A 24,483-nucleotide genomic window follows, 5' to 3' on the forward strand; every position below is an offset into this window, starting at 1 on the left:
ACAAGTGCTATGCAACTGTTATAGCAGAATTTAATCCGGCTGAATAATTGCAATTTGTTTTTTAGCACCTATAAAAAAAGCTCCCTTGAGGGAGCTTTTTCTCAAGTGCGGGCTTATTTCGCGTAAACCGGGAATTTCGCGCAAACAGCTTCAACTTTTGCTTTGACATCAGCAATTACAGCTTCATTCCCTTTGCTGTCCAGGATGTCAGCGATCCAGCCAGCCAGTTCACGTACTTCAGCTTCGCCGAAACCACGTGTGGTTACTGCTGGTGTACCAATACGGATACCAGAAGTGACGAATGGAGAACGTGGATCGTTTGGTACAGAGTTTTTGTTCACAGTGATGTGAGCAGCACCTAACCAAGCATCCGCATCTTTACCGGTGATGTCCTGTTTAATTAAAGATAACAGGAACAAGTGGTTTTTCGTACCGCCAGATACCACATCGTAACCGCGTTCGATTAACACTTCAGCCATCGCTTGTGCGTTTTTCACCACTTGTTGTTGATAGGCTTTGTATTCAGGCGCCATTGCTTCTTTAAAGCAGATTGCTTTTGCAGCAATCGCGTGAACCAGTGGACCACCCTGGTTGCCTGGGAACACAGCAGATTGTAATTTCTTCTCGATTTCTTCGTTGGCTTTAGCCAGGATTAAACCAGAACGTGGACCACGTAGTGTTTTGTGGGTAGTGGTTGTAGTAACGTCAGCAATTTGTACCGGGTTCGGGTAAACGCCTGCAGCAACCAGACCAGCCACGTGTGCCATATCCACAAACAGGTAAGCGCCTACTTTGTCCGCGATGTCACGGAAACGCTGCCAATCTACGATTTGGCTGTATGCAGAGAAACCAGCAACGATCATGCGTGGTTTATGTTCTAAAGCCAGACGTTCAACTTCTTCATAGTCGATTTCGCCAGTTTCAGGGTTTAAACCGTACTGAACCGCGTTATATGTTTTACCAGAGAAGCTAACTTTTGCACCGTGAGTCAAGTGACCACCGTGAGCCAGGCTCATACCCAAAACCGTGTCGCCCGGGTTCAGTAATGCTAAGTAAACTGCAGAGTTTGCTTGAGAACCTGCGTGTGGCTGAACGTTAGCATAGTCAGCACCAAAGAGTTCTTTAGCACGGTCAATAGCCAATTGTTCAATAACGTCTACATATTCACAACCGCCGTAATAGCGTTTGCCTGGGTAGCCTTCTGCATATTTATTGGTCAGTTTTGAACCTTGAGCTTCCATTACTGCAGGTGAGCAATAGTTTTCTGAAGCGATTAGCTCAATATGTGCTTCTTGACGCGCATCTTCATTAGAGATTGCTTGAGCTAAATCTGGATCAAAGTCAGCAATAGAGATATTGGCAAACATTAGCGAGGTCCTATTCATGTAGGGCTTTTAAGCCGTGCTAAGATTGGCGCATATTGTAACATGAACTTTATATTTTTTACCCATCAACTTTAATCAGTTTTGCATAAAAATAGCTCATGTTTTTATAAAAACATGAGCTATATCATTAATTCTATCTTTACCGGAATTGAAAAAATTATTGGGTAGGCATGATCGATTTCACATCCGCCACAATCTCATCCCAATTATCGACATATACAGAGCCATGATCCCATTTCTGATCTATAGGTAAGTCCTGATCGGTGACATAATGAATTCTGGTTCCCTGCTGGCGTGCAGACTGCACCAGAAAATCAGTGACCTGTTTTGGAATGGTCGGGTCGGCAGAGCCTTGATAAATAAACACAGGCGTTGAAATCTTAACGGTTAATGGCTGTGATGCCTGAGTCAGGAAATCTTTAATTTCAGGAACCGTAGTCATAAAGTCGGTCTGGGTACGTGGATAAGCGGCCAAGTTGCCATAGGTCTGCGCATACTTCATCATTTCTCCACCGAATGCTGCGCCAAGATCAGCATTACACAGCGACTCGGCTTCTGCCGCGAGCAGGTCTGTCGGGTTCTTGAACACTTCAGAGTATTGCAGGGTTGGATGGCTATTTCTGAGACCTGCCGTAATTAATGCAGTGAAAGTATCTAATGGAGCCAGAATCTGTATTTTTTTGCTCAGATCCGGTTCTGCTGCTGCCTGCTGTTCTCCACCGCTAAGAATCATGCTCAGGGAAGATGCCGGCGCTATGGCTACCGCACCTTTATAATTTAATTGCGCCCGGGATGCATATTGCGCTGCACCTAAAGCCGCCTGTCCACCTTGGGAATGACCGACCACGGTCCAGCGTGTTTCAGCGCTATTGTTAAAATGTTGATGTGCCGCCACAACCGCATCGGTAATGGAGTAAGCCTGACTTTTTAAATTCAAGAACGGATGCAGCTCTTGTCCACTCGGTTCGCCCAGCCCTTCATAATCTGGAGCGACCACGGCATAACCTTCAGCCAGCAGGCGCGCAATAAAATATTCATTGCCTTTCAGGCCCTGACGGCTTGGTGCACAAATATCGGCGACGCCCGTGGTGCCATGTGCCCAGACCACAATGGGCCATCCACCAGCCGGTTTAGGCTGATTGGGTTCAAACAGCAAGGCCGTAGCTTGTGTTTCCTGCCCATTCACCCCCAGCATTTTATATGTCATCAAGGTTTGTGAAGCACTAACCGACTGTAAGACCATATTTGCATTTGAATCCTGGTCTAAATAAAGTTCAGCTTTTACTACTGGCTGGCTAATATTATGCTTCGGAATACCATCATCAATGATGACTGCGCTGTGGTCATTGTCATCATTACATGCCGTTAAAAATAAACTGCTGCTGGCCAACGCCACGCTAAGCCATATTTTTCTCATCTGATTATCCTTATACAGGTATTATTCTAAAGTTGCGTCCTTCGCAATTTTCACTTTTACGCTGTTTGCTGCGCTCAGGCAATATCAGTGCAATTAATATATAAGTGTATTGTATTAAAATAGAGTCACTTATCTTTAAAATAGATAAGCTGAACGGCCCACAAATGCCGATTATTCGCCCGACAGCCCTGTAACTTTCAACATGATAGTGTTAGATTGCTTTTTAAATCCCTTAACAAGCGAATGAGCACATGCACGCGATTATTCTCGACACTGAAACCCATACCCTGAATGGTTATCCGATCGAAGTTGCCTATGCGCCCATTCAATTACAACAGGGCAAAATCAGCCTGGATAAATCGCAAATTTTTGACCAGTTTTATCAGGTCGATGAACCGATTTCCTATGCCGCGATGGCCGTGCATCATATTCTGGAATCCGACCTGATTGATCAGCCGCATTACACCAGCTTCTGCCTACCTGAAGAAACGCTGTATATCATTGGTCACAATATTGATTATGACATTCGCGCTATTCAAAAATGCGGTGTTGATACTTCTCATATTAAGGCGATTTGTACCCTTGCTCTGGCGCGTCTGGTCTGGCCCGATGTTGAAGCACACAACATTTCTGCCTTAATTTACATGATTAGCAAAGGCAGCGAAAAAGCCCGCGATATGATTAAAAAAGCGCACCGGGCCGATATGGATATTATTTTGACCGCCAATATCCTGATGCATATTGTGCATCATCTGCAAATTGACAGTATTGAAGCCTTATATGCTGCATCTGAAGACGCCCGTATTCCACGCGTCATGAGTTTTGGTAAGCATCGTGGTACGGCCATTGCCGATTTACCAAATGATTATCTCCAATGGTTGCTGCGTCAGGATGAACTTGACCCTTATTTAAGAAAAGCCCTTGAGAACGCCAACATCGTCACACTCTAAGCCCAACAATGTCATAAACCCTTCATATTAGTGTAATTTTCATTCTTTATAGTCAGCCTTAATTTATTTGGGGAATAAATTAAGGCATGATTCATTATCATAAAACACAGTTGGGCATTGACGCCCTGCAACAACGCCAGCTGCAATTGAATGCACGTCAACGCCGTCTTCTGGTGCTAATTGGAACCGAAGATTTCGAGCAATTGGGCGACCAGTTTAAACAGCGTATTGCTACGCCAGAATTAATTGAACAATTGCTGGAGATGGGTTTAATCAGCTCTGCTGCGACCGAGCCAGCCGAAGCAGAAATTTTGGTGCCAGCTCAAGCCGAACCGCAAAGTGAAGCAGCCTCTACCCTACGTTCAGAAATTAAAACCACCTTAAATACGCCGGTACCAAAACTGGTGGAAAAATGGGTCGAACATATTATTGCCCCGTCTTCAGCGGCCAAAGTGGCTGAAGCCGAACCCGCCGCGATTGCTCCAGAAATTCCGGTCCTGGAAATTGAAGTACCACCAGAAGTGGAGCCAGAGCCAGAACCGCTGGTTGCCTTGAGCTTTGAAGACACCAAGCAATTAATGGCCAGCTTGTTGCAGCGCTATTGTGGACTAATGGCCAAGCAGCTTATTCTCCGCATTCAGGCCGCACCAGATATTCGTAGCCTGAAACTGTGTCAAATGCAGTGGATCACCGAATTACAGGAATCGCGTTTGCCACCAAAAGAACTGAACCATGCTTTACAGCAAATTAACTTTTCGCTGCAAAGCCTGCAAAGCACCTGAAGATTCATATAATTTTGCTTCGCTTTAAGTCTTTTTTCATCTAAGAATTTTCTTTATATACGCTAAAAACCTTTATAAATAGCGGTTATTGTTCAGCTTTTAGAAAAATAATTAAAAATAAGCAATCCTTTCTTAAAACACTAAGACTTAAGACCAATAGTGAGATTGGCCACAGCACGGCATAACAACAGCTCTGTATTCTGTTGGGAATGAAGCATGTCTGCCCTGCACTACCTGCAATTTGAACCCTTTGATAATCCGATGCAACTCAGCAAAGTCGGAAACTGGGTCATCACCTTTTTAAGTCCTAAAGACGAACTCAAGCAGATTCAGCTGGCCATTACCCATGTCATTCCACGTCAGGTTTCTGCACAGTTACAGCCCCGCCGTATCATCATTCACAGCACCGAACATGAACAGCGCTGGCTGATTCAGGCGATTGAATGCTTCGACAGCACCCGCAATCAGGAAATCATCCTGAACGCCGCAGATGAAACCGCCCAACAGATGCTGCGCAGCATTTTGCAGGAATTTCATAAATACGATGTGGATGTCAGCCTGATTTAAAGCGGTTAAAGTGAAATCATCACCTGTTTTGAAGTCCTTGAAGATCAAGCATCGCTTTTTACAACTTTATGCATGCAAAATGGGCACAAGTCTTTTAGAATCAGGTCACTTATAAATAAAGAGTAAAGACGTATGAGTCGGCATATCCCTAAGTCTGCGAACCTCACCGCCTTAACCATTTCTCATTTTTATCCGAGCTTGGATCAATGTTTGCATGCCTTGTTTCATTATCATCAAGGCCCACAATTAACGCTTAAAAATGATCCGGTATCTTCGCAGCATGTCTGTGTACAACAACGTACACAAGGTCGTTTGAAAAAAGAAATCCGCTTAAATAAAACAGAAGTTGAGCAGGCCAATAAAAATCGTCTGGCGCTTTATCAACTGTTGGCGCATGTGCTGAATCAGTTTGAAACCGCTTAGGCCAGCTTAAAACAAGAAACTTAGCAAATGCTAAGTTTCTTTCTATTCAATAATTTTATAAATATTATTGCTCTTCTGGCTTTCAAAAAATAATTCAATACTTGGCAGGATAATTTCATCCTCGACAATAATATGGTCAATTTTCTTAAATAACGGCAATTCAGCTGTTTTGGCATTTTCAGCAATCTGACGCAGCTGTGCTTTGGCATCATAACGGTGCTGATACTGATCTTCTACTTTAATATCAATTAATTGGCTCATGGTTATTTCCTCTTATCATTGGTTTTCTTGAAGACAATTTGTTATAGCATAGCTGATTCAAGTTTGACTAAACAGAGTTGTTAATTTGTTTGACAATGTTAATTCCATGCTTTATTAGGTCAGTATAATTAAAAATAAGTGATTGATTTTTATGGTTTAACATTTTATCCGATTTTTCTTATTCTTAACAATTTGCTCAATGTGACGCTCAATTCATCGTGATTTTAAGCAAGAAAAAGCTCGCATTGCTGCGAGCTTTTTTATGTTGGAAGGCTAGTGCTAGATCTATTGTTTGAACCGGAGTTACAAACTCAACAAGCTGTCATTGATCCGTCCAACTACATCGTAGCGTCTTTGTTTTGCGACCTACTGTAGGTTCACTATAGTCCCCTTCGGCTTGGATTGGCAAGCCTTCTAACATTTCTCAGCATTTGTATAGCAAAAAGACTATTGAACAAAACTTAATCATGCTTATTATATTGCTGTCGTGAAGTTCAGCCTTATTTTTTCAGCGCATCTGCTCTCATTTTCACCCTGCTCTATCGCTAGATTGATAGCAAACAATCGCCGGCAACAGAATGAAACATAAGTCTTTTTCTAAATTCTGCGTTATCCGTTATAGTGGACTTGAGACATTAAATTAAAAAGAGGAATTGAAGATGCAAAAATTTATTATTCTGTTTGCATTCTGCCTGTTTGCAGTTTTAGGTCTAGGTTTTATCGTGTATCAATTCTTGAGCAACATGCCAAGCGTCGAGTACTGGATTATGCTGTTAATTCCAGCCTTCGCAGTTCCTATTTTAACGGCCCTGATTGTGTATCAGGAACCGAATCATCCATAATGAATAAGCTAGATACGACTCATTGATCCCCTATTTATCAAAAGGACGCTCAATTCAGCGTCCTTTTTCTGTGATTATTTTTCTTGGATTATGTCTAGCTTTACTTGAGTTGCACCGGATCTTCGCTGGTCGATTCAATGATGTAATCAATATTTTCAACCAGGTCTTTATTAAACAGCCTGACTTTTGCCCGCGCATTGGCATATTCGAAAAACAGACCCTCTACAATTGCTTTTTCACGCGATTCTGTCATGCCAATTTCATGATCATTCGGCACAAAATAGACTTCTTCAGGAATTAATTTAACGATATAACCCATTGTTCTGACTCTTATGGTGTTTTAGTAATTTACCCTGCGACATTTATAGGCTGAAAAATCGCTTCCGGCTATGGCGAATTCATCCGACAGTTATGCTTATTTTTGATATGCCATCTCAATGCCAGTCATATAAAGAAAAAATATTTTAAAATCATATAGATTATTTAAATTTAGGTGCTTCTATATTTCACTAAACTGATCTGATGTAGTGACGAGATTTTTCTGATTAAACAGATTTTTTATTCAGCCTTTCTGTCCTCATGTAAAGCTTAAAGCGGATGTGTCTGTTTTGCCGGTGATGAGGCTGTAAAAACCTAAAAGTGATATTTTTTAATCAGAACAAAGATAAAAATACAAAGAAAATGCAGTCCTATGACTACTTTTTAACCACAGATAGAAAGGCAAACCAATAAGCACTGTCCTACGATGATGGTTCAGCATTCGTTATTCAAGCCAGATTATGGAAAGGATTTTGGTTCAAAACTGAAGTAAAGAGTTTTAAATGATTGAATCTTGGTAATTTTTATAGTTTTTTATTGATCAGAATTTGGTGCGCCCGGCGGGAATCGAACCCACGACCCCAAGCTTCGGAAACTTGTACTCTATCCAACTGAGCTACGAGCGCGCGTCGCACATCATAACAAAAAAATGCACAAGGTAAAGCAACTATATATAAGTTCTTTATTTTTATGCTTATGCTTTAAGCAATCGTTCCAAATATACGATGCAGAATTCCCGGTAGATTACTTGGTTTATTGGGCAATATCGCTCACAATAGCCTCTCCCTACACCATGCGAGATTTTCATGACTGATGCATTGACGTTAAGAGACTTGTCTAAAACCTATCGCAACGGGTTTCAGGCCTTAAAAGGTATCAATTTGACCGTACCTGAAGGTGAATTTTATGCGCTGCTGGGTCCCAACGGTGCAGGCAAATCTACAACGATCAGTATCATTAGCTCCTTAACCAAGAAAACCTCGGGCACCGTGGAAATTTTTGGCCACAATCTGGATACCCATCCTTCACAGGCCAAACAGTGTCTGGGCGTGGTGCCACAAGAATTTAACTTTGGTCACTTTGAAAAAACCTTTGATATTCTGGTGACCCAAGCCGGCTATTACGGTATTCCCAAAAAAGTGGCGCAGCAGCGTGCCGAACTGTATTTAGAAAAACTGGGGCTGTGGGATAAACGTGCCACGCAAGCGCGAATGCTGTCTGGCGGGATGAAACGCCGCTTGATGATTGCCCGCGCCATGATGCACGAACCGAAATTGCTGATTCTGGATGAACCGACCGCCGGGGTCGATATCGAACTGCGCCGCTCGATGTGGGATTTCCTGATTGAAATGAACAATAGTGGCACTTCCATTATTCTGACCACCCACTACCTGGAAGAAGCGGAAATGCTGTGCCGCCGGATTGCCATTATTGACCGCGGTGTGATTAAAGAAGACACCACCATGAAAGGCTTCCTGAACCAGCTGAATGAAGAAACCTTTATTTTCGATCTGGTTCAGCCGATTCAGCCCATTCATCTGGATATTATCGGGGTACGTTTTAATCTGGTCGATCCGCTGACCCTGGAAGTGACTATGGACAAGGCCCATACCGTGAATGAGCTGTTCCAGTTACTGGAATCACAAGGGGTACAGGTGCGCAGTATGCGCAACAAGGCCAATCGTCTTGAAGAATTATTTGTGAAGATGGTAGAGAAAAATCTTGCAGGAGTCGCGCAATGAACTTTAATCAATTAAGAGTTGCGCTGTATACGCTGGTTCATAAGGAAATCCGCCGTTTTATGCGGATCTGGCCACAAACCCTGTTACCACCGGCCATCACCATGAGTCTATATTTCGTGATTTTCGGTAATCTGGTCGGTTCACGTATTGGGGAAATGGGCGGCTTTAGCTATATGCAGTTTATTGTGCCCGGCCTGATCATGATGGCGGTCATTACCAATAGTTATGCCAACGTCTCCTCTAGTTTCTTTAGTGCCAAATTCCAGAAAAGCATTGAAGAACTGATCATGAGTCCGGTGCCATTACATGCCATTTTGTGGGGCTATGTGCTGGGTGGAGTGTGTCGTGGCGTACTGGTCGGCATTATTGTGACCTTAATGAGTCTGTTTTTCACCGACCTGTACATTACCAACTGGTTTGTGACCATTTATACCGTCCTGATCACTTCATTATTACTGTCTTTAGGCGGTTTTATTAATGCGGTCTATGCCAAATCATTTGATGACATTTCCATTATTCCAACCTTTGTGCTGACACCGCTCACCTATTTAGGTGGTGTGTTCTATGCAATTAGTGCATTATCGCCGTTCTGGCAAAACCTTTCTTTAATTAACCCTGTAGTGTATATGGTCAACGCCTTCCGTTATGGCATTTTAGGACATAGCGATGTCAACGTGACCGTTTCCTTAGGCGTGATTACATTATGCTGTGCTGTGTTATATGGCATTGCCTATCATTTACTCTCCCGTGGTTCAGGAATGCGTGAATAATGAGCGTAGAAAATTCTTTATTGGGTAAAGACACTCAGTACCCAACAACCTATCAACCTGATGTGCTGTTTCCGATTGCGCGTGCTGAAGCGCGGGAAAAATATGCGCATGTGGCTGGTGTTCAACAAGGTAAAGACTGGTGGCATGTCTTTGAGATGTCTTGGTTAAATGCAGCCGGCGTTCCGCAAGTTGCTATTGGCCGGATTCACTTGCCTGCCACCTCACCAAATTTAATCGAGTCGAAATCTTTAAAGCTGTATTTCAACAGTTTGAACTTTAGCACCTTTGCTTCAACAGACGCGCTGATCAATACCGTCGAGCAGGATTTATCAGCCGCGGCACAGGCACAGGTCAATCTGGAACTGTTATCTGTCGATGATCTGGCAATTAGCCATCCTGAAGGCATATGTATTGATGACTTAAGCCCGACCCGACTGGAAAATCATCCGGATGCGTCCTTATTACAGCACGATGCCGAGCAAGACGAACAGGTCGAAGTGCAACTGTATTCACATTTACTGAGAAGTAACTGTCCGGTCACCGGTCAACCTGACTGGGGCACAGTTTTTATCCGCTATCAGGGTAAAAAACCTTGTTATCGCAGTATTTTGGCTTATATTATTTCTTACCGTCAGCATAACGGTTTTCATGAGCAATGTGTTGAACAGATGTTTGCCGACATCTGGCAAAACCTGAATCCTGAAAAACTGATGGTGTATGCCACCTATACACGTCGTGGCGGATTAGACATTAATCCATGTCGTGTATCGGATTTAACATGGATGCCTCGCCCTATTCGTTTAGCGCGACAATAAAAAAACATTGAGGTTAACAGATGCCATTTTTTGGTTTTATTCCTTCCGAGGAACTTTTAAATACCATTCAAACTGCGCAGCAGAAAAAAAATTCAAGCGAACCGCTGTATCCATTACGTGATAAAACAGCATTAATGATTAATGATGAAATCATTGATGCCATTTTAACCGAGCTTGTCCGCCGTTTCCCGCCAAGTGACAAACGCGATACTGCGGAAAAACTGGCCGGTTATGTCAAATCCACCGTAGCGGTGTTACTCAAGCAATTGTTGAGTAAAGCCCCGAACGATGTGGTCAAGCAATCAATTGAATTTTCTGAACGCAGCCTATTTAAAGATGTAGACGGCAATACGCGTGTCGGTGAAAGTTTAGATGCCAGCCTGGTGACCAATCTAAAAAACACCTATGCCGAAATTAAAGCCGGCAATGACATTAACAAGTCTGCTTTGGCCGAGTTGTATAAACAGTTTGCTGAAGCTACTGTGCGTCATTTTATGAATGACTTTAATAAAACCCTCGATTTGGGCATGATCAAACGTAAAGCAGCTGATATTGGCTCAGCTGCGGTTATTAAAGCTGTACATATTGCGGTGGATAAAATTATTCCAAATCTGACCAAAGATGAACTGGTCGCGCTGGCGGAATATCACGACACCCTGTTTCATGCATAAGTAGAAACACCTTCAATAAACCTGACTCCGGTCAGGTTTTTTTATGCCACTTTTCCCGCAACATTTCTCTATAAAGAAGGGATGATGAAGCCTCGGTTGAACTTTGTTACAAACAGCGCACATTTTTTAGACAGGCTTTGTCACTTTTTGTATATGCGCTTGCCTGTAGCGCCAGAATGAATGTTATCTTAATTGCCTGTGTGAACTGTCTTTTTAAATCGACACTTTTGCTCAACCTGTTTTAATTTTTAAACACCATCTGCTTTTTGTCACTAAATTGATAATACATTGGGAAATTGAACCAATATGTTGAATCGTTATTTCTATAAAAAATTACAGCGTCTTTCTTTACTTGTTGGTGCTCTTTCCTTATCCAGTGTTGTTCAGGCCAATGACTTCCTCAGCCATCCGGACTATCCAAACTTTAAGCAAAAAACCATGCAGCAGTATGGGCTCAGTTCCGAGCAAATTGATCGCGCCATGAGCGGTGCCAAAAATCTGCCGAATATTATCAACATCATGAATCGTCCCGGTGAAAGCAAACCGTGGTATGCCTATAAAACCAATTTTCTGGCTGAAAGCACCATTCAACGTGGTGTGCGTTTCAAACAGCAATATGCCGATACCCTGAATCGTGCCGAACAGCAGTTTGGCGTGCCGCAAGCGATTATTCTGGGGATTTTAGGCGTTGAAACCGGTTTTGGTTCCAATAAAGGCTCTTTTATTACCCGGGATGCGCTGGCCACTTTAGGTTTTGGCTATCCACGCCGGGCCGAATATTTCCAGAGCGAACTGTCTGCACTAATTGCCTGGAGCTATAAAGATGGCGTTGCCACCCATTCTGTGGTCGGTTCCTATGCCGGTGCAATTGGCTATCCGCAGTTTATGCCAAGCAATATTCCTAAATTTGGCGTCGATTATGATGGCAACGGACATATTGATTTAAGAAATTCAGCAGTAGATGCGATTGGCTCGATTGCCAACTATTTGGCCCAGCATGGCTGGCAGCGTAATCAGCCGATTGCTTTTCCAGCTCGTTATAGCGGCTCAACTCCAGATGCAGTGATTGCCAAAGATCTAACCTTGCCTACCCCGTATGGTGTGCTGAAAAATCAGGGCATCAGTCCGCTGAACCCGATTGTGAAAATTGATGACCTCGATCTGGTCAATGTCATTCAATTACAAGAAAATTATGGTCCAATTTATTACATCACCTATCCAAACTTTCAGGTGATTACCACCTATAACCGCAGCCGTATGTATGCCACTGCACTCTGGTTATTGGGTACTGAAATTGTCAGTCGATAAGAACTTATTTTTACTCAAAAGTTACAAAGTCAAGATTTTTTTACGAGATTTTGCGCACAAAAACGACTTTTCACACACCTTGTTACAATATTGGTTATTTCTTAATCAAAAGAGGTAAAAGTTTGGTATTTTTTGTCATTATTTCCGTGTAAAGACTAGACACCTTTAGTAAACGATGAATATTATCCATTTCGTCAAATATGGTTGCAAAAGTGAAATAACAGGCATGATGTCTGCTATATCAACCACTTAGGGTTGATTCACGGCATCAAGCTGCAGGAGTTTTAAACATATGCATTCTTCAATTAAATATTTACTGGCGCTGTCGACGGTATTTACCTTAAGTCAGTCGCAAGCCGAAATGGTACAGTCATCATCGTTCAATAACGACAATGAAAGTTCTAGCCTGGCTGCCCGTGTGCTGAACAAAGAAGCACAAAGCTTTAATACTCACTTCTCTAATTTAAATAGCCTTTCAATTACAGAACGTTCTGGCGATAAAATCCGCCGCGAAACCATCGCTGCAAAAATTGAAATCCCAGAAGAAGAGCCTTCTGTCATTGAAAAGTTAAACACCGTAGCATCGAATACTGTTCGTAAGTTCAGCCAGACTGGTATGGCTTCCTGGTATGGTCGTCAGTTCCACGGTCGTAAAACTGCCAGCGGCGAAACATTCGACATGAATGCCATGACTGCAGCACACCGCAGCCTGCCACTGAACTGCTATATCCGTGTGACCAACAAGAACAATGGCAAAAGCGTAATCGTTAAGGTTAATGACCGTGGTCCATTCCATGGTAACCGTGTAGTTGACTTATCTTACGGTGCTGCGAAACGTTTAGGCATTACCAATGCCGGCGTAGCCAAAGTCAGCATTGAACGTGTAGATGGTCCAAACTCCTAATACCCGTTTAAGCTCCTGCACCATATGACCCAAAAGCCACCTCAGGTGGCTTTTTTAATGCCCAAATTCAGGGAAAGACGCTTACTTCCCTATCTATTTTTTGGATTTTAAATACGCTGATCTGGTCATCAAAGTGAATGATCTGTTCTAAAAATACAGATTTGCATTCATTTCCACGCTTAGCGTGCTTTTCATCCTTTTTGAATCTTAGGTAGCTTTTTATTTTTTTCTGCGCTTAAAACGCATCCTATGCGCATTTAGCCCTATTCCTTTATACAGGAATTTCCCTATTTCCCTCATTTTGAGATTTTCAGGTATTTTTGCCGGCCAATTTTGACCGTTTTCTGTTTCTCGTTTATAGTGAGAACATTCTTGAAAACTCAGAAAAATAATGCAAAAGGAGTGCTGCATGAAAACAATTTCAGAATGGCTGGATGAATATAGCGAAAGTCATCAAAACAAGACCAATAAACTGATTCACTGGGTCTGTGTACCGACCATCTATTTTTCCATTATTGGCATCATTGCGCATTTCAGCGCCCTGCTTACTGCCCTGTTACTGGTGCTGGCCTTTATTTTTTATGCACGCCTGGATCTGGTACTGGCCGTGGCCATGGCAGCACTGACTCTGGTGATGGCCTGGTTAATCTGGATTTTACCGGTTGGTGTTGGTTTTTATATTGCGCTGTTTGTTTTTGCCTGGATTGGACAGTTCTATGGCCACAAGGTCGAAGGCAAAAAACCATCGTTCTTTAAAGATCTGCAATTCCTGCTGATTGGACCGCTCTGGTGTATGGATGCCTATTTAGGCAAGATTTTACCATCCTGGAAATCTCGCCAGCACACCACGCATCTGGATGTCCAAACCTAAAGATGCTTACACATCAGGAAGCATTTTGCTCCAGTGCTGGAGGGCTTATTGATAGATGCTTCCCTGATGCTTTAACCAGCCATCAACATGGCGTTTTTGCGGATCATGATGGGTCCAGTGAATCACGCCACCTTTGTCGGTATATTCATATTCACCAAAGAACTCGACAGTATCGCCTTTTTGCAGACGGTCGATGTGTGGAGCCAAATCAATATTGTGGGCAACCAGCAAGGTTTGCCCATTGCCAAGTTCCAGAATAAAACGCTGATGGCGCGAACCTTCATTGTCATCACTTAACAGAGCCACTACTGTACCAGTAGCTTGTACCTGTACATCATTTTTTCGTTGCTGAAAGGCTTGGGCAATTTTGGCGGTATCATCCTGAACGGGAGCTTGAAGTGTGGTTTCAGACTGCTGTTGAGTGAAGGTATTTGAACCGGAGTTTTGCGGTTGTAGGTCGATACCTAAATAAGCCGCAACCAGCAGCGCAATTACTGCGCCAATGCCCATATTGGTTTTCTTCGACATTGTTCTTCCTGTTGTTGTCTTGGTCATAAAAAAAGCCCCGAAACGGGGCTTTTTCGCAAAATAAATTATTTTGCAGCAGCTTGAGCAGCAGCAACTTCTTCTGCGAAGCTCATTTCTGCTTTCTTCTCAATACCTTCACCTACTTCGAAGCGAACGAATTGAGCAACAGTTGTGTTAGCAGCTTTCAATGCATCAGCAACTTTCTTCTCGTTGTCGATTACGTACATTTGACGCTCAAGAACAACTTCGTTCAGGTATTTTTCAACTGAACCAGTTACCATTTTTTCAACGATGTTCGCTGGCTTACCAGATTCGATTGCTTTTGCTTCAGCAATTTCTTTCTCTTTCGCGATCAGCTCAGCAGGAACCTGTTCAGCAGTTACTGCAACCGGGTTGAACGCAGCAACGTGCATTGCAATACCTTTACCAGTTTCAGCTTCACCTGTGTAAGCAACAACAACACCGATTTTCAGACCGTGTTTGTAAACTGCAAGGTTTTCACCTTCAATAATTTGCGCACGACGAACCTGGATGTTTTCCCCAATTTTTTGAACAAGAGCAATACGCGCTTCTTCAACAGTTTGGCCATCTTCAAGTTTCAGTTCAGCAATTTTTGCAGCGTCAGTTTCGCCAGCAGCAAGTGCAGCAGCAGCAACTTTCGCAGAGAAGCCAGCAAAGTTTTCGTCTTTAGCAACGAAGTCAGTTTGGCAGTTTACTTCTAGAAGGATTGCTTTGTTACCTTCTTGAGCGATTGTGATCGCACCGTCAGCAGCAATGTTACCTGCTTTTTTAGCAGCTTTTGCTTGACCAGATTTACGAAGGTTGTCAATCGCTAATTCGATGTCACCACCCGCTTCTGTCAAAGCTTTTTTACATTCCATCATTGCTAAACCAGTACGGTCACGCAATTCTTTAACCATGCTTGCAGTAATAGCAGTCATGTGAATCTCCTAATTCGGTAGAAAATGAATTCTTTTTAGAACAGAAACGGCCCAGAGGATACTCATGGGCCGCCTGCATACATGACGCTTACTTTGCCACCATCACATGTCGCAAAAATGACAAGCTTGCGTCAAAAACGCATTAAGCCTCAGAAGCTGGAGCTTCTTCGCCTTTCGCTTGAGCATTTGCTTGGGTTTGAGCGTACTCTTTACCAGCAATGATCGCATCAGCCATAGCAGAAGCGTAAAGTGTTACTGCACGGATCGCATCGTCGTTACCCGGAATAACGTAGTCTACGTTGTCTGGGTTAGAGTTTGTATCAACGATACCGATTACAGGAATACCTAGGTTTTTCGCTTCTTTGATCGCGATTGCTTCGTGGTCAACGTCAATTACGAATAATGCGTCAGGTAAACCACCCATGTTTTTAACGCCGCCTAAAGCACGTTCAAGTTTTTCCATCTCACGGCTACGCTCTAAAGCTTCACGTTTAGTCAGCTTAGCGAAAGTACCGTCAGTAGATTGAGTTTGAAGATCTTTTAAACGGTTGATAGATTGGCGAAGTGTTTTCCAGTTCGTCAACATACCACCTAACCAACGGTGATCTACGTATGGTTGACCAGCGCGTTGAGCTTGTTCACGGATGATGTTAGAAGCAGCACGTTTAGTACCAACGAACAAAACTTTGTTCTTTTTGCTTGCTAATTGGTTAGCGAAGTTCAAAGCATCATTTAACGCAGGAACAGTGTGCTCAAGGTTGATGATGTGAATTTTGTTGCGCGCGCCAAAGATGTATTGACGCATTTTTGGGTTCCAGAAACGAGTTTGGTGACCAAAGTGCGCGCCAGCTTGTAGAAGGTCGCGCATGCTTACGTTGTAATCTGCCATTTTCTTTACCTTAAAGTTTGGGTTAGGCCTCCATATATCCGCATTCTCCACCCCAAAGGGCACCCAGAGTAATGTGACGATATATGTGCGGATTTTGTTGCCCCATCGTACAATGCCCGCGAAATTTATTCACGAAAAAGCATTTGATAAAATGGGCGGCTATTTATACCATAGTCACATATAAATTTCCAAAAGTTTTTAGAGATCATGAACAGTACTTATCAAGCGCCTCGTCGATTAATTAAAACCGCAGATGAAATTGAGAAAATGCGGGTAGCGGGACGACTGGCAGCGGAAGTTTTGGATATGATCAAGCCACATATCAAACCGGGTGTAACCACACTTGAGCTTGATACGATTTGTCACGATTATATTGTCAATGTACAAAATGCCATTCCAGCCTGCCTGGGCTATGGTGCAGCCCCAGGTCGTCCAGCCTTCCAGCATACCATCTGTACTTCGGTAAACCACGTGGTGTGTCACGGTATTCCATCTGAAAACAAGACATTAAAAAAAGGCGATATCCTGAATATTGATGTCACGGTCATTAAAGATGGTTACCACGGCGATACCAACATGATGTACATCGTTGGTGGTGAAACTTCTATTCTTGCCAACCGTCTATGCAAAGTAGCACAGGAAGCTATGTACCGCGGTATGGAAGTTGTAAAACCGGGCGCGACCATTGGTGATATTGGCCATGCCATTCAGAAATATGTCGAATCTGAGCGCTTTAGTGTGGTGCGCGAATATTGCGGTCACGGCATTGGAACAACCTTCCATGATGAACCGCAAGTGCTGCATTATGGCCAGCCAGATACCGGCATGATTTTAGAAGAAGGCATGACCTTTACCATTGAACCAATGGTAAACGCGGGTGTTTGGCAAACCAAATTACTTGGCGATAAATGGACCGTGGTGACCAAAGATCACAAACTTTCAGCGCAATATGAACACACTATTTTAGTGACTAAAGGCGGTCTGGAAGTCCTGACTGCACGTCCTGAAGAAGACCTGTCACGTTTCCAGTCTTAAGCTGTCATTGGCGTAAAAACTAAAAAAATTGTCAGAAAGGTCACATTGATGTGGCCTTTTTTATCGCCTAAAACTTCAACTTAAAATAAATAAATCAAATACTTATATCAATATTCAGGTTTCATCCCTAAAAACCGTATTACCATTTCTAGCTACACAAGTCATAAATAAGTCACAGAGCAGCAAAGTTATTTCAAGAATGTTACAAATGTAATAAAACAATCTTCTTCAAAAACAACAGTCTTGCTTTATCTAACTATTAAATAATGGCCCTTATAAAAACGAGCAACAAATTGGACATGGAGTCCCTTATATGAAGAAGACCTTATTATTTGCCAGCACGCTGTTGGCCTTACCTGCTGTTTCTTATGCCTCACCGTATTTTAGCCTGCAAGATGGTGATGGTTTTAAACGTTTTTCTGTTTCAGTCGGGGCATTGCATGTCATGCCACAAGGCAAGGCACAACCCTTTCAGGTTAATACCGCGGTAAAAGAAGGTGAAACTGCAAGAGTGGGTGATATTTCAATTGATGCAGTTAAAAGTAATATCGACCCCAATATGGACCCAAATCTCTCATCAACCTTTGTTAATCTCTTAGATCAGCTTAACATCGAGACATTGCCTGCAGCCATGAGTGGTACAGCGGAGATTCATGGTCTGGAAAGCTGGAATAACCCGGGTACCGGCCTGGAAGCCGATGATGTGACTACCCTCGGGATTATGACCAACTACTTCTTTACCGATAATGTCTCTTTTGAAGTTAAAGCCGGAATTCCACCGAAAGTCGATTTACAGGGTAAAGGCAAGATTTATGCACCCTTCTCTGCCGTTGCCACCCCGAGTATCGATTTAATTGAACAAATACCGGGCGGTATCGACTTACCGGCAATCTCAATGAAAAATGATCTATTAATTACCGATCTAGAAGCGCATGGTCCTGCTGCCTCGGCACGTGCCTGGACACCAGCATTTGAGTTTCAGTATCACTTCGGTAAAACCGGTGTAAATAAATTCCGTCCTTATGTCGGCCTAGGTTTAATGTATGCCTACTTTAACGAACTGGAAATTAACCCGCGTACCGAACAGGATCTGATTGCCGCCGGTCATATGATTGCCAATATCAAACAGGGTCAAGCCGGTGCATCCCTGGAAGGTACACCAAGTAATGCCAATCCGAAAGTTGAACTTGAAGCATCCGACGCATTCGCACCGGTAGCCACAGTCGGTTTCACCTATGACTTTAATGAAAAATGGTTTGTGGTTGGTTCGCTGTCCTATGCACATCTGCAAAATGACACCACCATTACCGTGACCGATGCCACACATGGCGAACTTATTCGTTCTAAGGCCGATATTGAAGTGAATCCGATTCTGGCCTATGCCGGTATTGGTATCCGTTTCTAGGCTTCAATTTTTTAGTCCATCATCAGGCAGCCTTTCGGGCTGTCTTTTTTGATGCAGCCATAAAAAAATTTTATCTTTTATTTAATTTTTATTCTATCGCCTCCCGCGCGGCAATCTACTAACATAAGCAGGTCTTTCCTGGCTGCCGGACTTTTTATGTCAGATACCCGTTTTTCCAAAGCCCTGATTTATATGCTGATGGGAAGTGCCATTATTCTGGCGCTGTCATTGGGGGTACGACATGCCTTTGGCCTGTATCTGGTGCCAATGAGCCATGAATTTGGCTGGGGGCACAATGTCTTTAGTCTGGCCATTGCCATGCAAAACCTGATCTGGGGTGCGGTACAACCAGTTACCGGTGCCTTTGCCGACAAATATGGCAGTAAAATTGTGGTCGCCGTTGGTGGTGCCTTATATGCACTGGGTTTATTGCTGATGGCGGTCAGCTCGACTGGCTGGCTGCTGAATTTAAGTGCCGGTTTAATTTTAGGTCTGGCGCTCTCTGCCACCTCTTTTCCGATTTTACTGTCTGCAGTTGGCCGGGCTGCACATCCTTCAAAACGTAGTCTGGCGATGGGAATTGCCAGTGCAGCGGGTTCTTTCGGTCAGTTTATTATGCTGCCGACCACACTGCTGTTATTGCAGAATTTAGGCTGGAAAGGTGCACTGGTGGTTAGCGCCATTCTAATGACCTTGCTGATTCCTTTGGCATGGACTTTAAAAGCACCGATGTATACCGACCCGAATGCAGCGACCACCAAACCGCAGCCGGCGTTAACATTTAAGCAGATTCTGGTGATTGCCAAAAACCACAAGCCGTTCTGGTTTTTATCGTTGGGCTTTTTTGTCTGCGGCTTTCAGGTGGTGTTTATTGGTATTCATTTGCCGGGTTATTTAATTGATCATGGGTTTAACGCCACCACCGGCACCATCTTCCTGGCTTTAGTCGGTTTATTCAATATTGTCGGCACCTATACGGCTGGCTGGCTGGGTGGCAAATATTCCAAACCGCATTTACTGATGTGGCTGTATGGCTTGCGTGGTCTTGCCATTATCGCCTTTTTACTGTTACCGCTCAGTACTTGGACAATTTATGGCTTTGGTGTCATTATGGGACTGTTATGGTTATCGACCGTGCCACTGACCAATGGCATTGTAGCCAATATGTTCGGGGTGAAATATCTGACCATGCTCAGTGGGATTGTATTCTTCACCCATCAGGTTGGTTCGTTCCTCGGTGGCTGGCTGGGTGGCCTGAACCATGACTTAACCGGTAACTATAATGCCATCTGGATGTTCTCGATTGCGCTAAGTGCTTTTGGCGTCTGGGTACATTTCTTTGTGAATGAACAGGCGGTGGTGCATGACTAATTCAATGTCGCTGTTAAAAATTCTGATTGGCCTGTGCATCATCAGCTTTTTTATTTTATCGCTGCTGTTATGGATGAAAACCCCGCAGCTGTTTGAATACTTTAATCAGGCGTTTTGTGCACATTGATGTTTAAAAACTCGCAGCATCAACAGCAAATCCCGAAACAGCAAATTCAGTTATTTAGTTTGCTGTTTTAATTAAAAGAATATAAATCATATATTTAATTATTTTTATAGCCTTTTCATAAGTTTAGCATTTCTTCTGATTTTATTTGGCCTGCGGTTTTTTCTAAATTTTCTTGAGGCAATAACACTGAGAGAAAAATTTAAACATGACCAGTCTGACCCCACTTTCCCAAGCCATTCATGATGCACCGCGCTGGCATCAGGCCGATCAATTTCAGGACGGCAGCGAAATCCGTATTGTTCCACACACTGACCAGGCTCTTGGTGCGGTGGTGTATGGATTAGATGCGCGCAAGGCTCAATCGGGTGAAACCATTTTCCGGCTGAAACAGGCCTTGGCAGAACATTTAGTTTTAATTTTCAAACAGCAACAGCTGGATGATTTACAGTATCTGGCCTTTGCCACCTATTTCGGTTCAATTTTCCGTCCCGCTGCCGACACGCCTGTACTGGCCGCGCAGGATGATAGCGGTGTACCACCCGATATCGTGCCTGTTTCCAATGCAGTAGGACAAGGCGATTATACTGGTCATGGTGAATTAAGCCCGCATGCCGATCATCAATGGACACCGCTGCCCTCCTTTGGCTCTTTGCTCTATGCTATTGAACTGCCACAAAATGGTGGCCAGACCAGCTGGATTAATACCATCAAAGCTTATAATGCCCTAGATGCCGACACTCAGGCACATATCAACCAGCTACAATTAATTACTTACAACCCTTTTGTTCGCCGGCAGAAAACCCAAGCCTCGTCGCAAGACGGCGTTTATGGCAACAGTCCGCTGTATCGCTTTAAAGATCAACCGGTTTTAAGCCATGCCTATCCACATCCTTTGGTGCGCACCCATCCAGAATCCGGGCGTAAAGCCTTGTGGCTCAATACCCATACCGAAGTGGAACTGGAAAACTATGACGATCAGGCTGGTAGCGAACTGATTGCCCAGTTACGTGCCCATCTGCTTCAACCAGAATTTGCCTATGAGCATCAGTGGGAAGTCGGTGATATTGTGTTCTGGGATAATCAGGCCACCCTGCATTCCCGCCGTCCATTTCCAGCCGAGCAGCGCCGTCTGTTAAAACGTATCAGCCTTGCCGGAAGCCGACCTTTTTAAGCAGGAACTGAACTAGAGATACTGAATATGCACCCGTGTTCAGGACTTTGACTGCAGGATATTTATCCTTTTCATCCAACCATAAAAAAACCCGCAAACTGTGTTTACGGGTTTTTCAGTATGAGCAACCGCTTAGAACAGACGGTTCATACCATTTAAGGTCGCCACACGATAGGCTTCTGCCATCGTTGGATAGTTAAATGTGGTTTCCACAAAATATTTGATGGTATTGTTCGGGCTGTTCATTACCGCCTGACCAATGTGAATAATTTCTGCCGCGTTATTCCCGAAGCAATGTACACCTAATACTTCTAAAGTTTCACGGTGGAACAGAATTTTCAGTTCACCAACCGTATCACCGGTAATTTGCGCACGTGCCAGATGACGGAAAGAAGCCTGACCCACTTCGTACGGAATTTTTTCTTCAGTCAGTTCCTGCTCGGTCTTACCAATTGAAGAAATTTCCGGAATGGTATAAATACCGGTTGGAATATCAGTCACCGGTGCCACATTTTCTTCGCCACTCATGTTGGCCCCTGCACAGCGACCCTGGTCATAGGCAGCAGACGCCAGAGATGGCCAGCCAATCACGTCACCAGCAGCGAAAATATTTTCTACTTCAGTCTGATATTGCTCATTTACCGTCAGCTGACCGCGGCTGTTTGGTTTTAAGCCAACATTTTCCAGGCCTAAACCATCGGTATTGCCTGAACGGCCGTTACACCACAAGATGGCATCGGCTTTGATTTTCTTGCCACTTTGCAAATGCAGTACCACGTGATCATCAAAGGTTTCTAAATGATCAATCTGCTCATTGTGACGAATCAACACACCCTGTTCACGCAAGTGATAGGACAAGGCATCGGAGATTTCATCATCCAGATAGCTGAGCAATTTATGCTGGGTGTTAATCAGGTCGACTTTATGGTCCAGACCAATGAAGATCGAGGCATATTCACAGCCAATGACACCGGCACCATAAATGATGATTTTCTGAATCGAGAAATCCAGATCCAGAATCTTGTCTGAATCGAATACACGTGGATGGTTAAAGTCTAAAATTTCTGGACGATACGGACGTGAACCGGTTGCAATCACCAGCTGTTTAAAAATCAGGGTTTCCTTAATGCCTTCCGGACTGAATACCAGCACGGTATTTTTGTCCTGCACATAGGCACGACCATGATAGATATCAATTTTATTGCGGTCATAGAAGCGCGAGTGGGTATCGACCTGCTGCTGAATCACTTTATGTGCATTACGCAGCACCTGTTTCATGGTGAACTGTTTCCAGTCGCCCACTTTCTGGAACATCGGATCACGCTGGTAACGGATAATACTGGATACCGTCTGACGCAGCGCCTTACTTGGGATTGTGCCCACGTGAGTACAGTTACCGCCGAGTTGCTCACGCATATCCACCACAGCAACACGCATGCCTGATTTGGCAAGTTTCATTGCTGCGCCTTCACCTGCAGGACCAGAACCTAGGACCACCGCATCATATTTAACGAAAGTTCCGGCAACCACCTCTTTTTTACGTGGCATTCAACGCTCCTTAAACTAATCTATTCTGTTTATATCTCATATGCATATTATGACTGAAAACATCATGATTTTCTGTATTTACCTAGCATATATTGCGTGATAGCCACATTTTTTAAATGAATATCGTTTTTTTCCTATTTGCACCCAAGTCCGTTATAATGGAGGCGCTATTTTTCGAATATCTCCCCCGTCAAAACAGTGGAAAAGTTGAATATGTCTGAAAACCGTAAACCAGAACAGGGTGTTAAACTTCGTGGCGCAGAAAAGGTCGCTCGTATTCCTGTAAAAGTTGTGCCTACGGTTGAAACGCCGCGCAAACCGGACTGGATTCGGGTCAAGATGGCGGCGCCAGAAGAAGTTCAACGGATCAAATCGACACTGCGTCAGCAAAAACTACATACCGTCTGTGAAGAAGCAGCCTGTCCGAACCTGCCAGAATGTTTTGGTGGTGGTACTGCAACCTTTATGATTATGGGTGATATTTGTACCCGTCGCTGTCCGTTCTGTGACGTTGCCCATGGTCGTCCGAATGCACTTGATCCGGATGAACCGCGTCATATGGCTGAAACCATTGCCAACTTGGGTCTGAAATATGCGGTCATTACCTCGGTAGACCGTGATGACCTGCTTGATGGCGGTGCACAGCATTTTGTTGACTGTATTAAAGAAGCCCGTGCCTTAAGTCCGAATACCCTGCTGGAAATTCTGGTTCCGGATTTCCGTGGCCGTATGGATATTGCGCTGCGCATTATGACTGAATGTCCGCCAGATGTGTTTAACCACAATATTGAAACCGTGCCACGTTTATATAAAGCCATGCGTCCAGGTTCAGACTATCAGCACTCTTTAAACCTGCTGAAAATGTTTAAAGAATACTGCCCAGAAATTCCAACCAAGTGTGGCCTGATGGTGGGTATTGGTGAAACTGAAGAAGAAGTGATTTCATTATTGGATGATCTGAGAGCACATGATGTAGATTATGTGACCATTGGCCAATATTTACAGCCATCAAAACAGCACGCACCAATTGACCGCTTTGTAACACCAGAAGAATTTGAGCGTTATGCAGAACATGGCCGCAAACTGGGCTTTAAAAATATCTGGTCTGCACCAATGGTGCGTTCAAGTTATTTTGCAGACCGTCAATACTACGGCGAGCCAGTTCCAGCAGTACGTCGCAAGACTGATCCTGCCAAGAAAATTAGTGTACAAACCATCGAAGCATAAGCTGAGAAAACTAAGCTTAGAAAACAAGGCCCCGGATTCGGGGCTTTTTTACAAGGTCATCTTTTACTTAAATTTTTACATCGTCCTCGGATCAGAATTTTTAGCCCAGAGAGATCATCTGTTTCCTCTTAGATCCAAAGACGGCTCATCTTTAAAAAACACCCCATTTAAACCAGAAGTAAATTTCTATCATTCTTTTACCTAGCTGCTAAACC

The 24,483-nt window shown here is 43.7% G+C and carries 26 protein-coding genes and 1 tRNA gene; 18 read left to right on the top strand and 9 right to left on the bottom strand.

What is annotated here, in order from left to right; genetic code table 11:
- Window positions 1-113 precede the first annotated feature (113 nt).
- Entirely contained in the window at window positions 114-1,367 is a 1,254-nt protein-coding gene (gene glyA / locus FTU54_RS01095; RefSeq protein WP_180074304.1) for a serine hydroxymethyltransferase, read from the bottom strand.
- A 175-nt stretch (window positions 1,368-1,542) separates the two neighbouring features.
- Window positions 1,543-2,802 carry an alpha/beta fold hydrolase gene (locus FTU54_RS01100; protein ID WP_180074305.1) on the bottom strand — a complete coding sequence of 420 codons (1,260 nt, stop codon included), beginning with the start codon at window positions 2,800-2,802 and terminating at the stop codon, window positions 1,543-1,545.
- A 251-nt stretch (window positions 2,803-3,053) separates the two neighbouring features.
- Here FTU54_RS01100 and FTU54_RS01105 point away from each other — a divergent pair, with 251 nt between their 5' ends.
- The 4 genes from FTU54_RS01105 to FTU54_RS01120 all read left to right on the top strand — a co-directional run bounded on the left by FTU54_RS01105 (window position 3,054) and on the right by FTU54_RS01120 (window position 5,524).
- Window positions 3,054-3,752 carry a putative quorum-sensing-regulated virulence factor gene (locus FTU54_RS01105; RefSeq protein ID WP_180074307.1) on the top strand — a complete coding sequence of 233 codons (699 nt, stop codon included), beginning with the start codon at window positions 3,054-3,056 and terminating at the stop codon, window positions 3,750-3,752.
- An 86-nt stretch (window positions 3,753-3,838) separates the two neighbouring features.
- Entirely contained in the window at window positions 3,839-4,534 is a 696-nt protein-coding gene (locus FTU54_RS01110) for a hypothetical protein (protein WP_075166958.1), read from the top strand.
- Between the two features lie 216 nt (window positions 4,535-4,750).
- Complete coding sequence (locus FTU54_RS01115) at window positions 4,751-5,101, top strand: hypothetical protein (protein WP_016659196.1); 351 nt, start codon at window positions 4,751-4,753, stop codon at window positions 5,099-5,101.
- 132 nt (window positions 5,102-5,233) lie between these two features.
- Window positions 5,234-5,524, top strand: coding sequence for a hypothetical protein (locus FTU54_RS01120; protein WP_005179099.1), 291 nt, complete (start codon window positions 5,234-5,236; stop codon window positions 5,522-5,524).
- Window positions 5,525-5,566: 42 nt separating this feature from the next.
- On the opposite strand, the gene FTU54_RS01125 is transcribed toward FTU54_RS01120, so the two are convergent.
- On the bottom strand, window positions 5,567-5,785 hold the full coding sequence (locus tag FTU54_RS01125) for a hypothetical protein (RefSeq protein ID WP_005179101.1): 219 nt from the start codon (window positions 5,783-5,785) through the stop codon (window positions 5,567-5,569).
- Between the two features lie 659 nt (window positions 5,786-6,444).
- On the opposite strand from FTU54_RS01125, the gene FTU54_RS01130 reads away from it, so the two are divergent.
- Window positions 6,445-6,627 (top strand): hypothetical protein, encoded by a 183-nt coding sequence (locus FTU54_RS01130; RefSeq protein ID WP_005179103.1) that lies wholly within the window; start codon window positions 6,445-6,447, stop codon window positions 6,625-6,627.
- Between the two features lie 100 nt (window positions 6,628-6,727).
- Here the strand turns inward: FTU54_RS01130 and FTU54_RS01135 are convergent, their stop codons facing one another.
- Both FTU54_RS01135 and FTU54_RS01140 read right to left on the bottom strand, forming a co-directional pair.
- On the bottom strand, window positions 6,728-6,946 hold the full coding sequence (locus FTU54_RS01135; protein ID WP_005179105.1) for a hypothetical protein: 219 nt from the start codon (window positions 6,944-6,946) through the stop codon (window positions 6,728-6,730).
- Between the two features lie 548 nt (window positions 6,947-7,494).
- Window positions 7,495-7,571 (bottom strand) — tRNA-Arg (locus FTU54_RS01140).
- A gap of 180 nt (window positions 7,572-7,751) precedes the next feature.
- On the opposite strand from FTU54_RS01140, the gene FTU54_RS01145 reads away from it, so the two are divergent.
- From FTU54_RS01145 to FTU54_RS01175, 7 genes are all read left to right on the top strand, one after another.
- Window positions 7,752-8,687: an ABC transporter ATP-binding protein gene (locus tag FTU54_RS01145; protein ID WP_005179107.1), complete on the top strand. Its 936-nt coding sequence runs from the start codon at window positions 7,752-7,754 to the stop codon at window positions 8,685-8,687.
- Window positions 8,684-9,457: an ABC transporter permease gene (locus FTU54_RS01150; protein WP_005179108.1), complete on the top strand. Its 774-nt coding sequence runs from the start codon at window positions 8,684-8,686 to the stop codon at window positions 9,455-9,457. The genes FTU54_RS01145 and FTU54_RS01150 overlap by 4 nt, the downstream gene beginning before the upstream one ends.
- The gene (queF, locus tag FTU54_RS01155) at window positions 9,457-10,272 is read left to right on the top strand and encodes an NADPH-dependent 7-cyano-7-deazaguanine reductase QueF (RefSeq protein ID WP_127799578.1); all 816 of its coding nucleotides are present in this window, start codon (window positions 9,457-9,459) and stop codon (window positions 10,270-10,272) included. The genes FTU54_RS01150 and queF overlap by 1 nt, the downstream gene beginning before the upstream one ends.
- Window positions 10,273-10,292: 20 nt before the next feature.
- The gene (locus tag FTU54_RS01160; RefSeq protein ID WP_163145606.1) at window positions 10,293-10,943 is read left to right on the top strand and encodes a hypothetical protein; all 651 of its coding nucleotides are present in this window, start codon (window positions 10,293-10,295) and stop codon (window positions 10,941-10,943) included.
- A gap of 306 nt (window positions 10,944-11,249) precedes the next feature.
- On the top strand, window positions 11,250-12,251 hold the full coding sequence (gene mltB, locus FTU54_RS01165; protein ID WP_005179112.1) for a lytic murein transglycosylase B: 1,002 nt from the start codon (window positions 11,250-11,252) through the stop codon (window positions 12,249-12,251).
- A gap of 292 nt (window positions 12,252-12,543) precedes the next feature.
- Window positions 12,544-13,155, top strand: a complete 612-nt coding sequence (locus tag FTU54_RS01170; RefSeq protein WP_005179113.1) for a septal ring lytic transglycosylase RlpA family protein — start codon at window positions 12,544-12,546, stop codon at window positions 13,153-13,155.
- A 409-nt stretch (window positions 13,156-13,564) separates the two neighbouring features.
- Window positions 13,565-14,026 (top strand): DUF962 domain-containing protein, encoded by a 462-nt coding sequence (locus FTU54_RS01175; protein WP_016659199.1) that lies wholly within the window; start codon window positions 13,565-13,567, stop codon window positions 14,024-14,026.
- Window positions 14,027-14,071: 45 nt separating this feature from the next.
- Here the strand turns inward: FTU54_RS01175 and FTU54_RS01180 are convergent, their stop codons facing one another.
- The 3 genes from FTU54_RS01180 to rpsB all read right to left on the bottom strand — a co-directional run bounded on the left by FTU54_RS01180 (window position 14,072) and on the right by rpsB (window position 16,384).
- The gene (locus FTU54_RS01180; protein WP_160242983.1) at window positions 14,072-14,554 is read right to left on the bottom strand and encodes a DUF3465 domain-containing protein; all 483 of its coding nucleotides are present in this window, start codon (window positions 14,552-14,554) and stop codon (window positions 14,072-14,074) included.
- A 65-nt stretch (window positions 14,555-14,619) separates the two neighbouring features.
- A complete protein-coding gene (gene tsf, locus FTU54_RS01185; RefSeq protein ID WP_005179118.1) occupies window positions 14,620-15,495 on the bottom strand; it encodes a translation elongation factor Ts in 876 nt (291 codons plus the stop codon).
- Between the two features lie 142 nt (window positions 15,496-15,637).
- Window positions 15,638-16,384, bottom strand: coding sequence for a 30S ribosomal protein S2 (gene rpsB / locus FTU54_RS01190; protein WP_005179120.1), 747 nt, complete (start codon window positions 16,382-16,384; stop codon window positions 15,638-15,640).
- A gap of 207 nt (window positions 16,385-16,591) precedes the next feature.
- Here rpsB and map point away from each other — a divergent pair, with 207 nt between their 5' ends.
- The 5 genes from map to FTU54_RS01210 all read left to right on the top strand — a co-directional run bounded on the left by map (window position 16,592) and on the right by FTU54_RS01210 (window position 21,493).
- On the top strand, window positions 16,592-17,419 hold the full coding sequence (gene map / locus FTU54_RS01195; RefSeq protein WP_180074309.1) for a type I methionyl aminopeptidase: 828 nt from the start codon (window positions 16,592-16,594) through the stop codon (window positions 17,417-17,419).
- 313 nt (window positions 17,420-17,732) lie between these two features.
- The gene (locus tag FTU54_RS01200; protein WP_168405767.1) at window positions 17,733-18,824 is read left to right on the top strand and encodes an OmpW family protein; all 1,092 of its coding nucleotides are present in this window, start codon (window positions 17,733-17,735) and stop codon (window positions 18,822-18,824) included.
- Between the two features lie 156 nt (window positions 18,825-18,980).
- A complete protein-coding gene (locus FTU54_RS01205; RefSeq protein WP_168395926.1) occupies window positions 18,981-20,195 on the top strand; it encodes an MFS transporter in 1,215 nt (404 codons plus the stop codon).
- On the top strand, window positions 20,188-20,322 hold the full coding sequence (locus tag FTU54_RS15245) for a hypothetical protein (RefSeq protein WP_005179131.1): 135 nt from the start codon (window positions 20,188-20,190) through the stop codon (window positions 20,320-20,322). Before FTU54_RS01205 ends, FTU54_RS15245 begins: the two co-directional genes overlap by 8 nt.
- 205 nt (window positions 20,323-20,527) lie before the next feature.
- On the top strand, window positions 20,528-21,493 hold the full coding sequence (locus tag FTU54_RS01210) for a TauD/TfdA family dioxygenase (protein WP_180074311.1): 966 nt from the start codon (window positions 20,528-20,530) through the stop codon (window positions 21,491-21,493).
- A gap of 132 nt (window positions 21,494-21,625) precedes the next feature.
- Here FTU54_RS01210 and sthA read toward each other — a convergent pair whose 3' ends face one another.
- Window positions 21,626-23,041, bottom strand: coding sequence for a Si-specific NAD(P)(+) transhydrogenase (gene sthA / locus FTU54_RS01215; protein ID WP_005179136.1), 1,416 nt, complete (start codon window positions 23,039-23,041; stop codon window positions 21,626-21,628).
- 213 nt (window positions 23,042-23,254) lie between these two features.
- On the opposite strand from sthA, the gene lipA reads away from it, so the two are divergent.
- Window positions 23,255-24,268 (top strand): lipoyl synthase, encoded by a 1,014-nt coding sequence (gene lipA, locus FTU54_RS01220; RefSeq protein WP_005179140.1) that lies wholly within the window; start codon window positions 23,255-23,257, stop codon window positions 24,266-24,268.
- Window positions 24,269-24,483: the final 215 nt, after the last annotated feature.

Source organism: Acinetobacter sp. YH12116, assembly GCF_013418895.1.
Lineage (GTDB): Bacteria > Pseudomonadota > Gammaproteobacteria > Pseudomonadales > Moraxellaceae > Acinetobacter > Acinetobacter indicus.

Coding starts and splice junctions, on each gene's coding strand:
- glyA (WP_180074304.1), bottom strand. CDS start 1,367: ATGTTTGCCAATATCTCTATTGCTGACTTTGATCCAGATTTAGCTCAA.
- FTU54_RS01100 (WP_180074305.1), bottom strand. CDS start 2,802: ATGAGAAAAATATGGCTTAGCGTGGCGTTGGCCAGCAGCAGTTTATTT.
- FTU54_RS01105 (WP_180074307.1), top strand. CDS start 3,054: ATGCACGCGATTATTCTCGACACTGAAACCCATACCCTGAATGGTTAT.
- FTU54_RS01110 (WP_075166958.1), top strand. CDS start 3,839: ATGATTCATTATCATAAAACACAGTTGGGCATTGACGCCCTGCAACAA.
- FTU54_RS01115 (WP_016659196.1), top strand. CDS start 4,751: ATGTCTGCCCTGCACTACCTGCAATTTGAACCCTTTGATAATCCGATG.
- FTU54_RS01120 (WP_005179099.1), top strand. CDS start 5,234: ATGAGTCGGCATATCCCTAAGTCTGCGAACCTCACCGCCTTAACCATT.
- FTU54_RS01125 (WP_005179101.1), bottom strand. CDS start 5,785: ATGAGCCAATTAATTGATATTAAAGTAGAAGATCAGTATCAGCACCGT.
- FTU54_RS01130 (WP_005179103.1), top strand. CDS start 6,445: ATGCAAAAATTTATTATTCTGTTTGCATTCTGCCTGTTTGCAGTTTTA.
- FTU54_RS01135 (WP_005179105.1), bottom strand. CDS start 6,946: ATGGGTTATATCGTTAAATTAATTCCTGAAGAAGTCTATTTTGTGCCG.
- FTU54_RS01145 (WP_005179107.1), top strand. CDS start 7,752: ATGACTGATGCATTGACGTTAAGAGACTTGTCTAAAACCTATCGCAAC.
- FTU54_RS01150 (WP_005179108.1), top strand. CDS start 8,684: ATGAACTTTAATCAATTAAGAGTTGCGCTGTATACGCTGGTTCATAAG.
- queF (WP_127799578.1), top strand. CDS start 9,457: ATGAGCGTAGAAAATTCTTTATTGGGTAAAGACACTCAGTACCCAACA.
- FTU54_RS01160 (WP_163145606.1), top strand. CDS start 10,293: ATGCCATTTTTTGGTTTTATTCCTTCCGAGGAACTTTTAAATACCATT.
- mltB (WP_005179112.1), top strand. CDS start 11,250: ATGTTGAATCGTTATTTCTATAAAAAATTACAGCGTCTTTCTTTACTT.
- FTU54_RS01170 (WP_005179113.1), top strand. CDS start 12,544: ATGCATTCTTCAATTAAATATTTACTGGCGCTGTCGACGGTATTTACC.
- FTU54_RS01175 (WP_016659199.1), top strand. CDS start 13,565: ATGAAAACAATTTCAGAATGGCTGGATGAATATAGCGAAAGTCATCAA.
- FTU54_RS01180 (WP_160242983.1), bottom strand. CDS start 14,554: ATGTCGAAGAAAACCAATATGGGCATTGGCGCAGTAATTGCGCTGCTG.
- tsf (WP_005179118.1), bottom strand. CDS start 15,495: ATGACTGCTATTACTGCAAGCATGGTTAAAGAATTGCGTGACCGTACT.
- rpsB (WP_005179120.1), bottom strand. CDS start 16,384: ATGGCAGATTACAACGTAAGCATGCGCGACCTTCTACAAGCTGGCGCG.
- map (WP_180074309.1), top strand. CDS start 16,592: ATGAACAGTACTTATCAAGCGCCTCGTCGATTAATTAAAACCGCAGAT.
- FTU54_RS01200 (WP_168405767.1), top strand. CDS start 17,733: ATGAAGAAGACCTTATTATTTGCCAGCACGCTGTTGGCCTTACCTGCT.
- FTU54_RS01205 (WP_168395926.1), top strand. CDS start 18,981: ATGTCAGATACCCGTTTTTCCAAAGCCCTGATTTATATGCTGATGGGA.
- FTU54_RS15245 (WP_005179131.1), top strand. CDS start 20,188: ATGACTAATTCAATGTCGCTGTTAAAAATTCTGATTGGCCTGTGCATC.
- FTU54_RS01210 (WP_180074311.1), top strand. CDS start 20,528: ATGACCAGTCTGACCCCACTTTCCCAAGCCATTCATGATGCACCGCGC.
- sthA (WP_005179136.1), bottom strand. CDS start 23,041: ATGCCACGTAAAAAAGAGGTGGTTGCCGGAACTTTCGTTAAATATGAT.
- lipA (WP_005179140.1), top strand. CDS start 23,255: ATGTCTGAAAACCGTAAACCAGAACAGGGTGTTAAACTTCGTGGCGCA.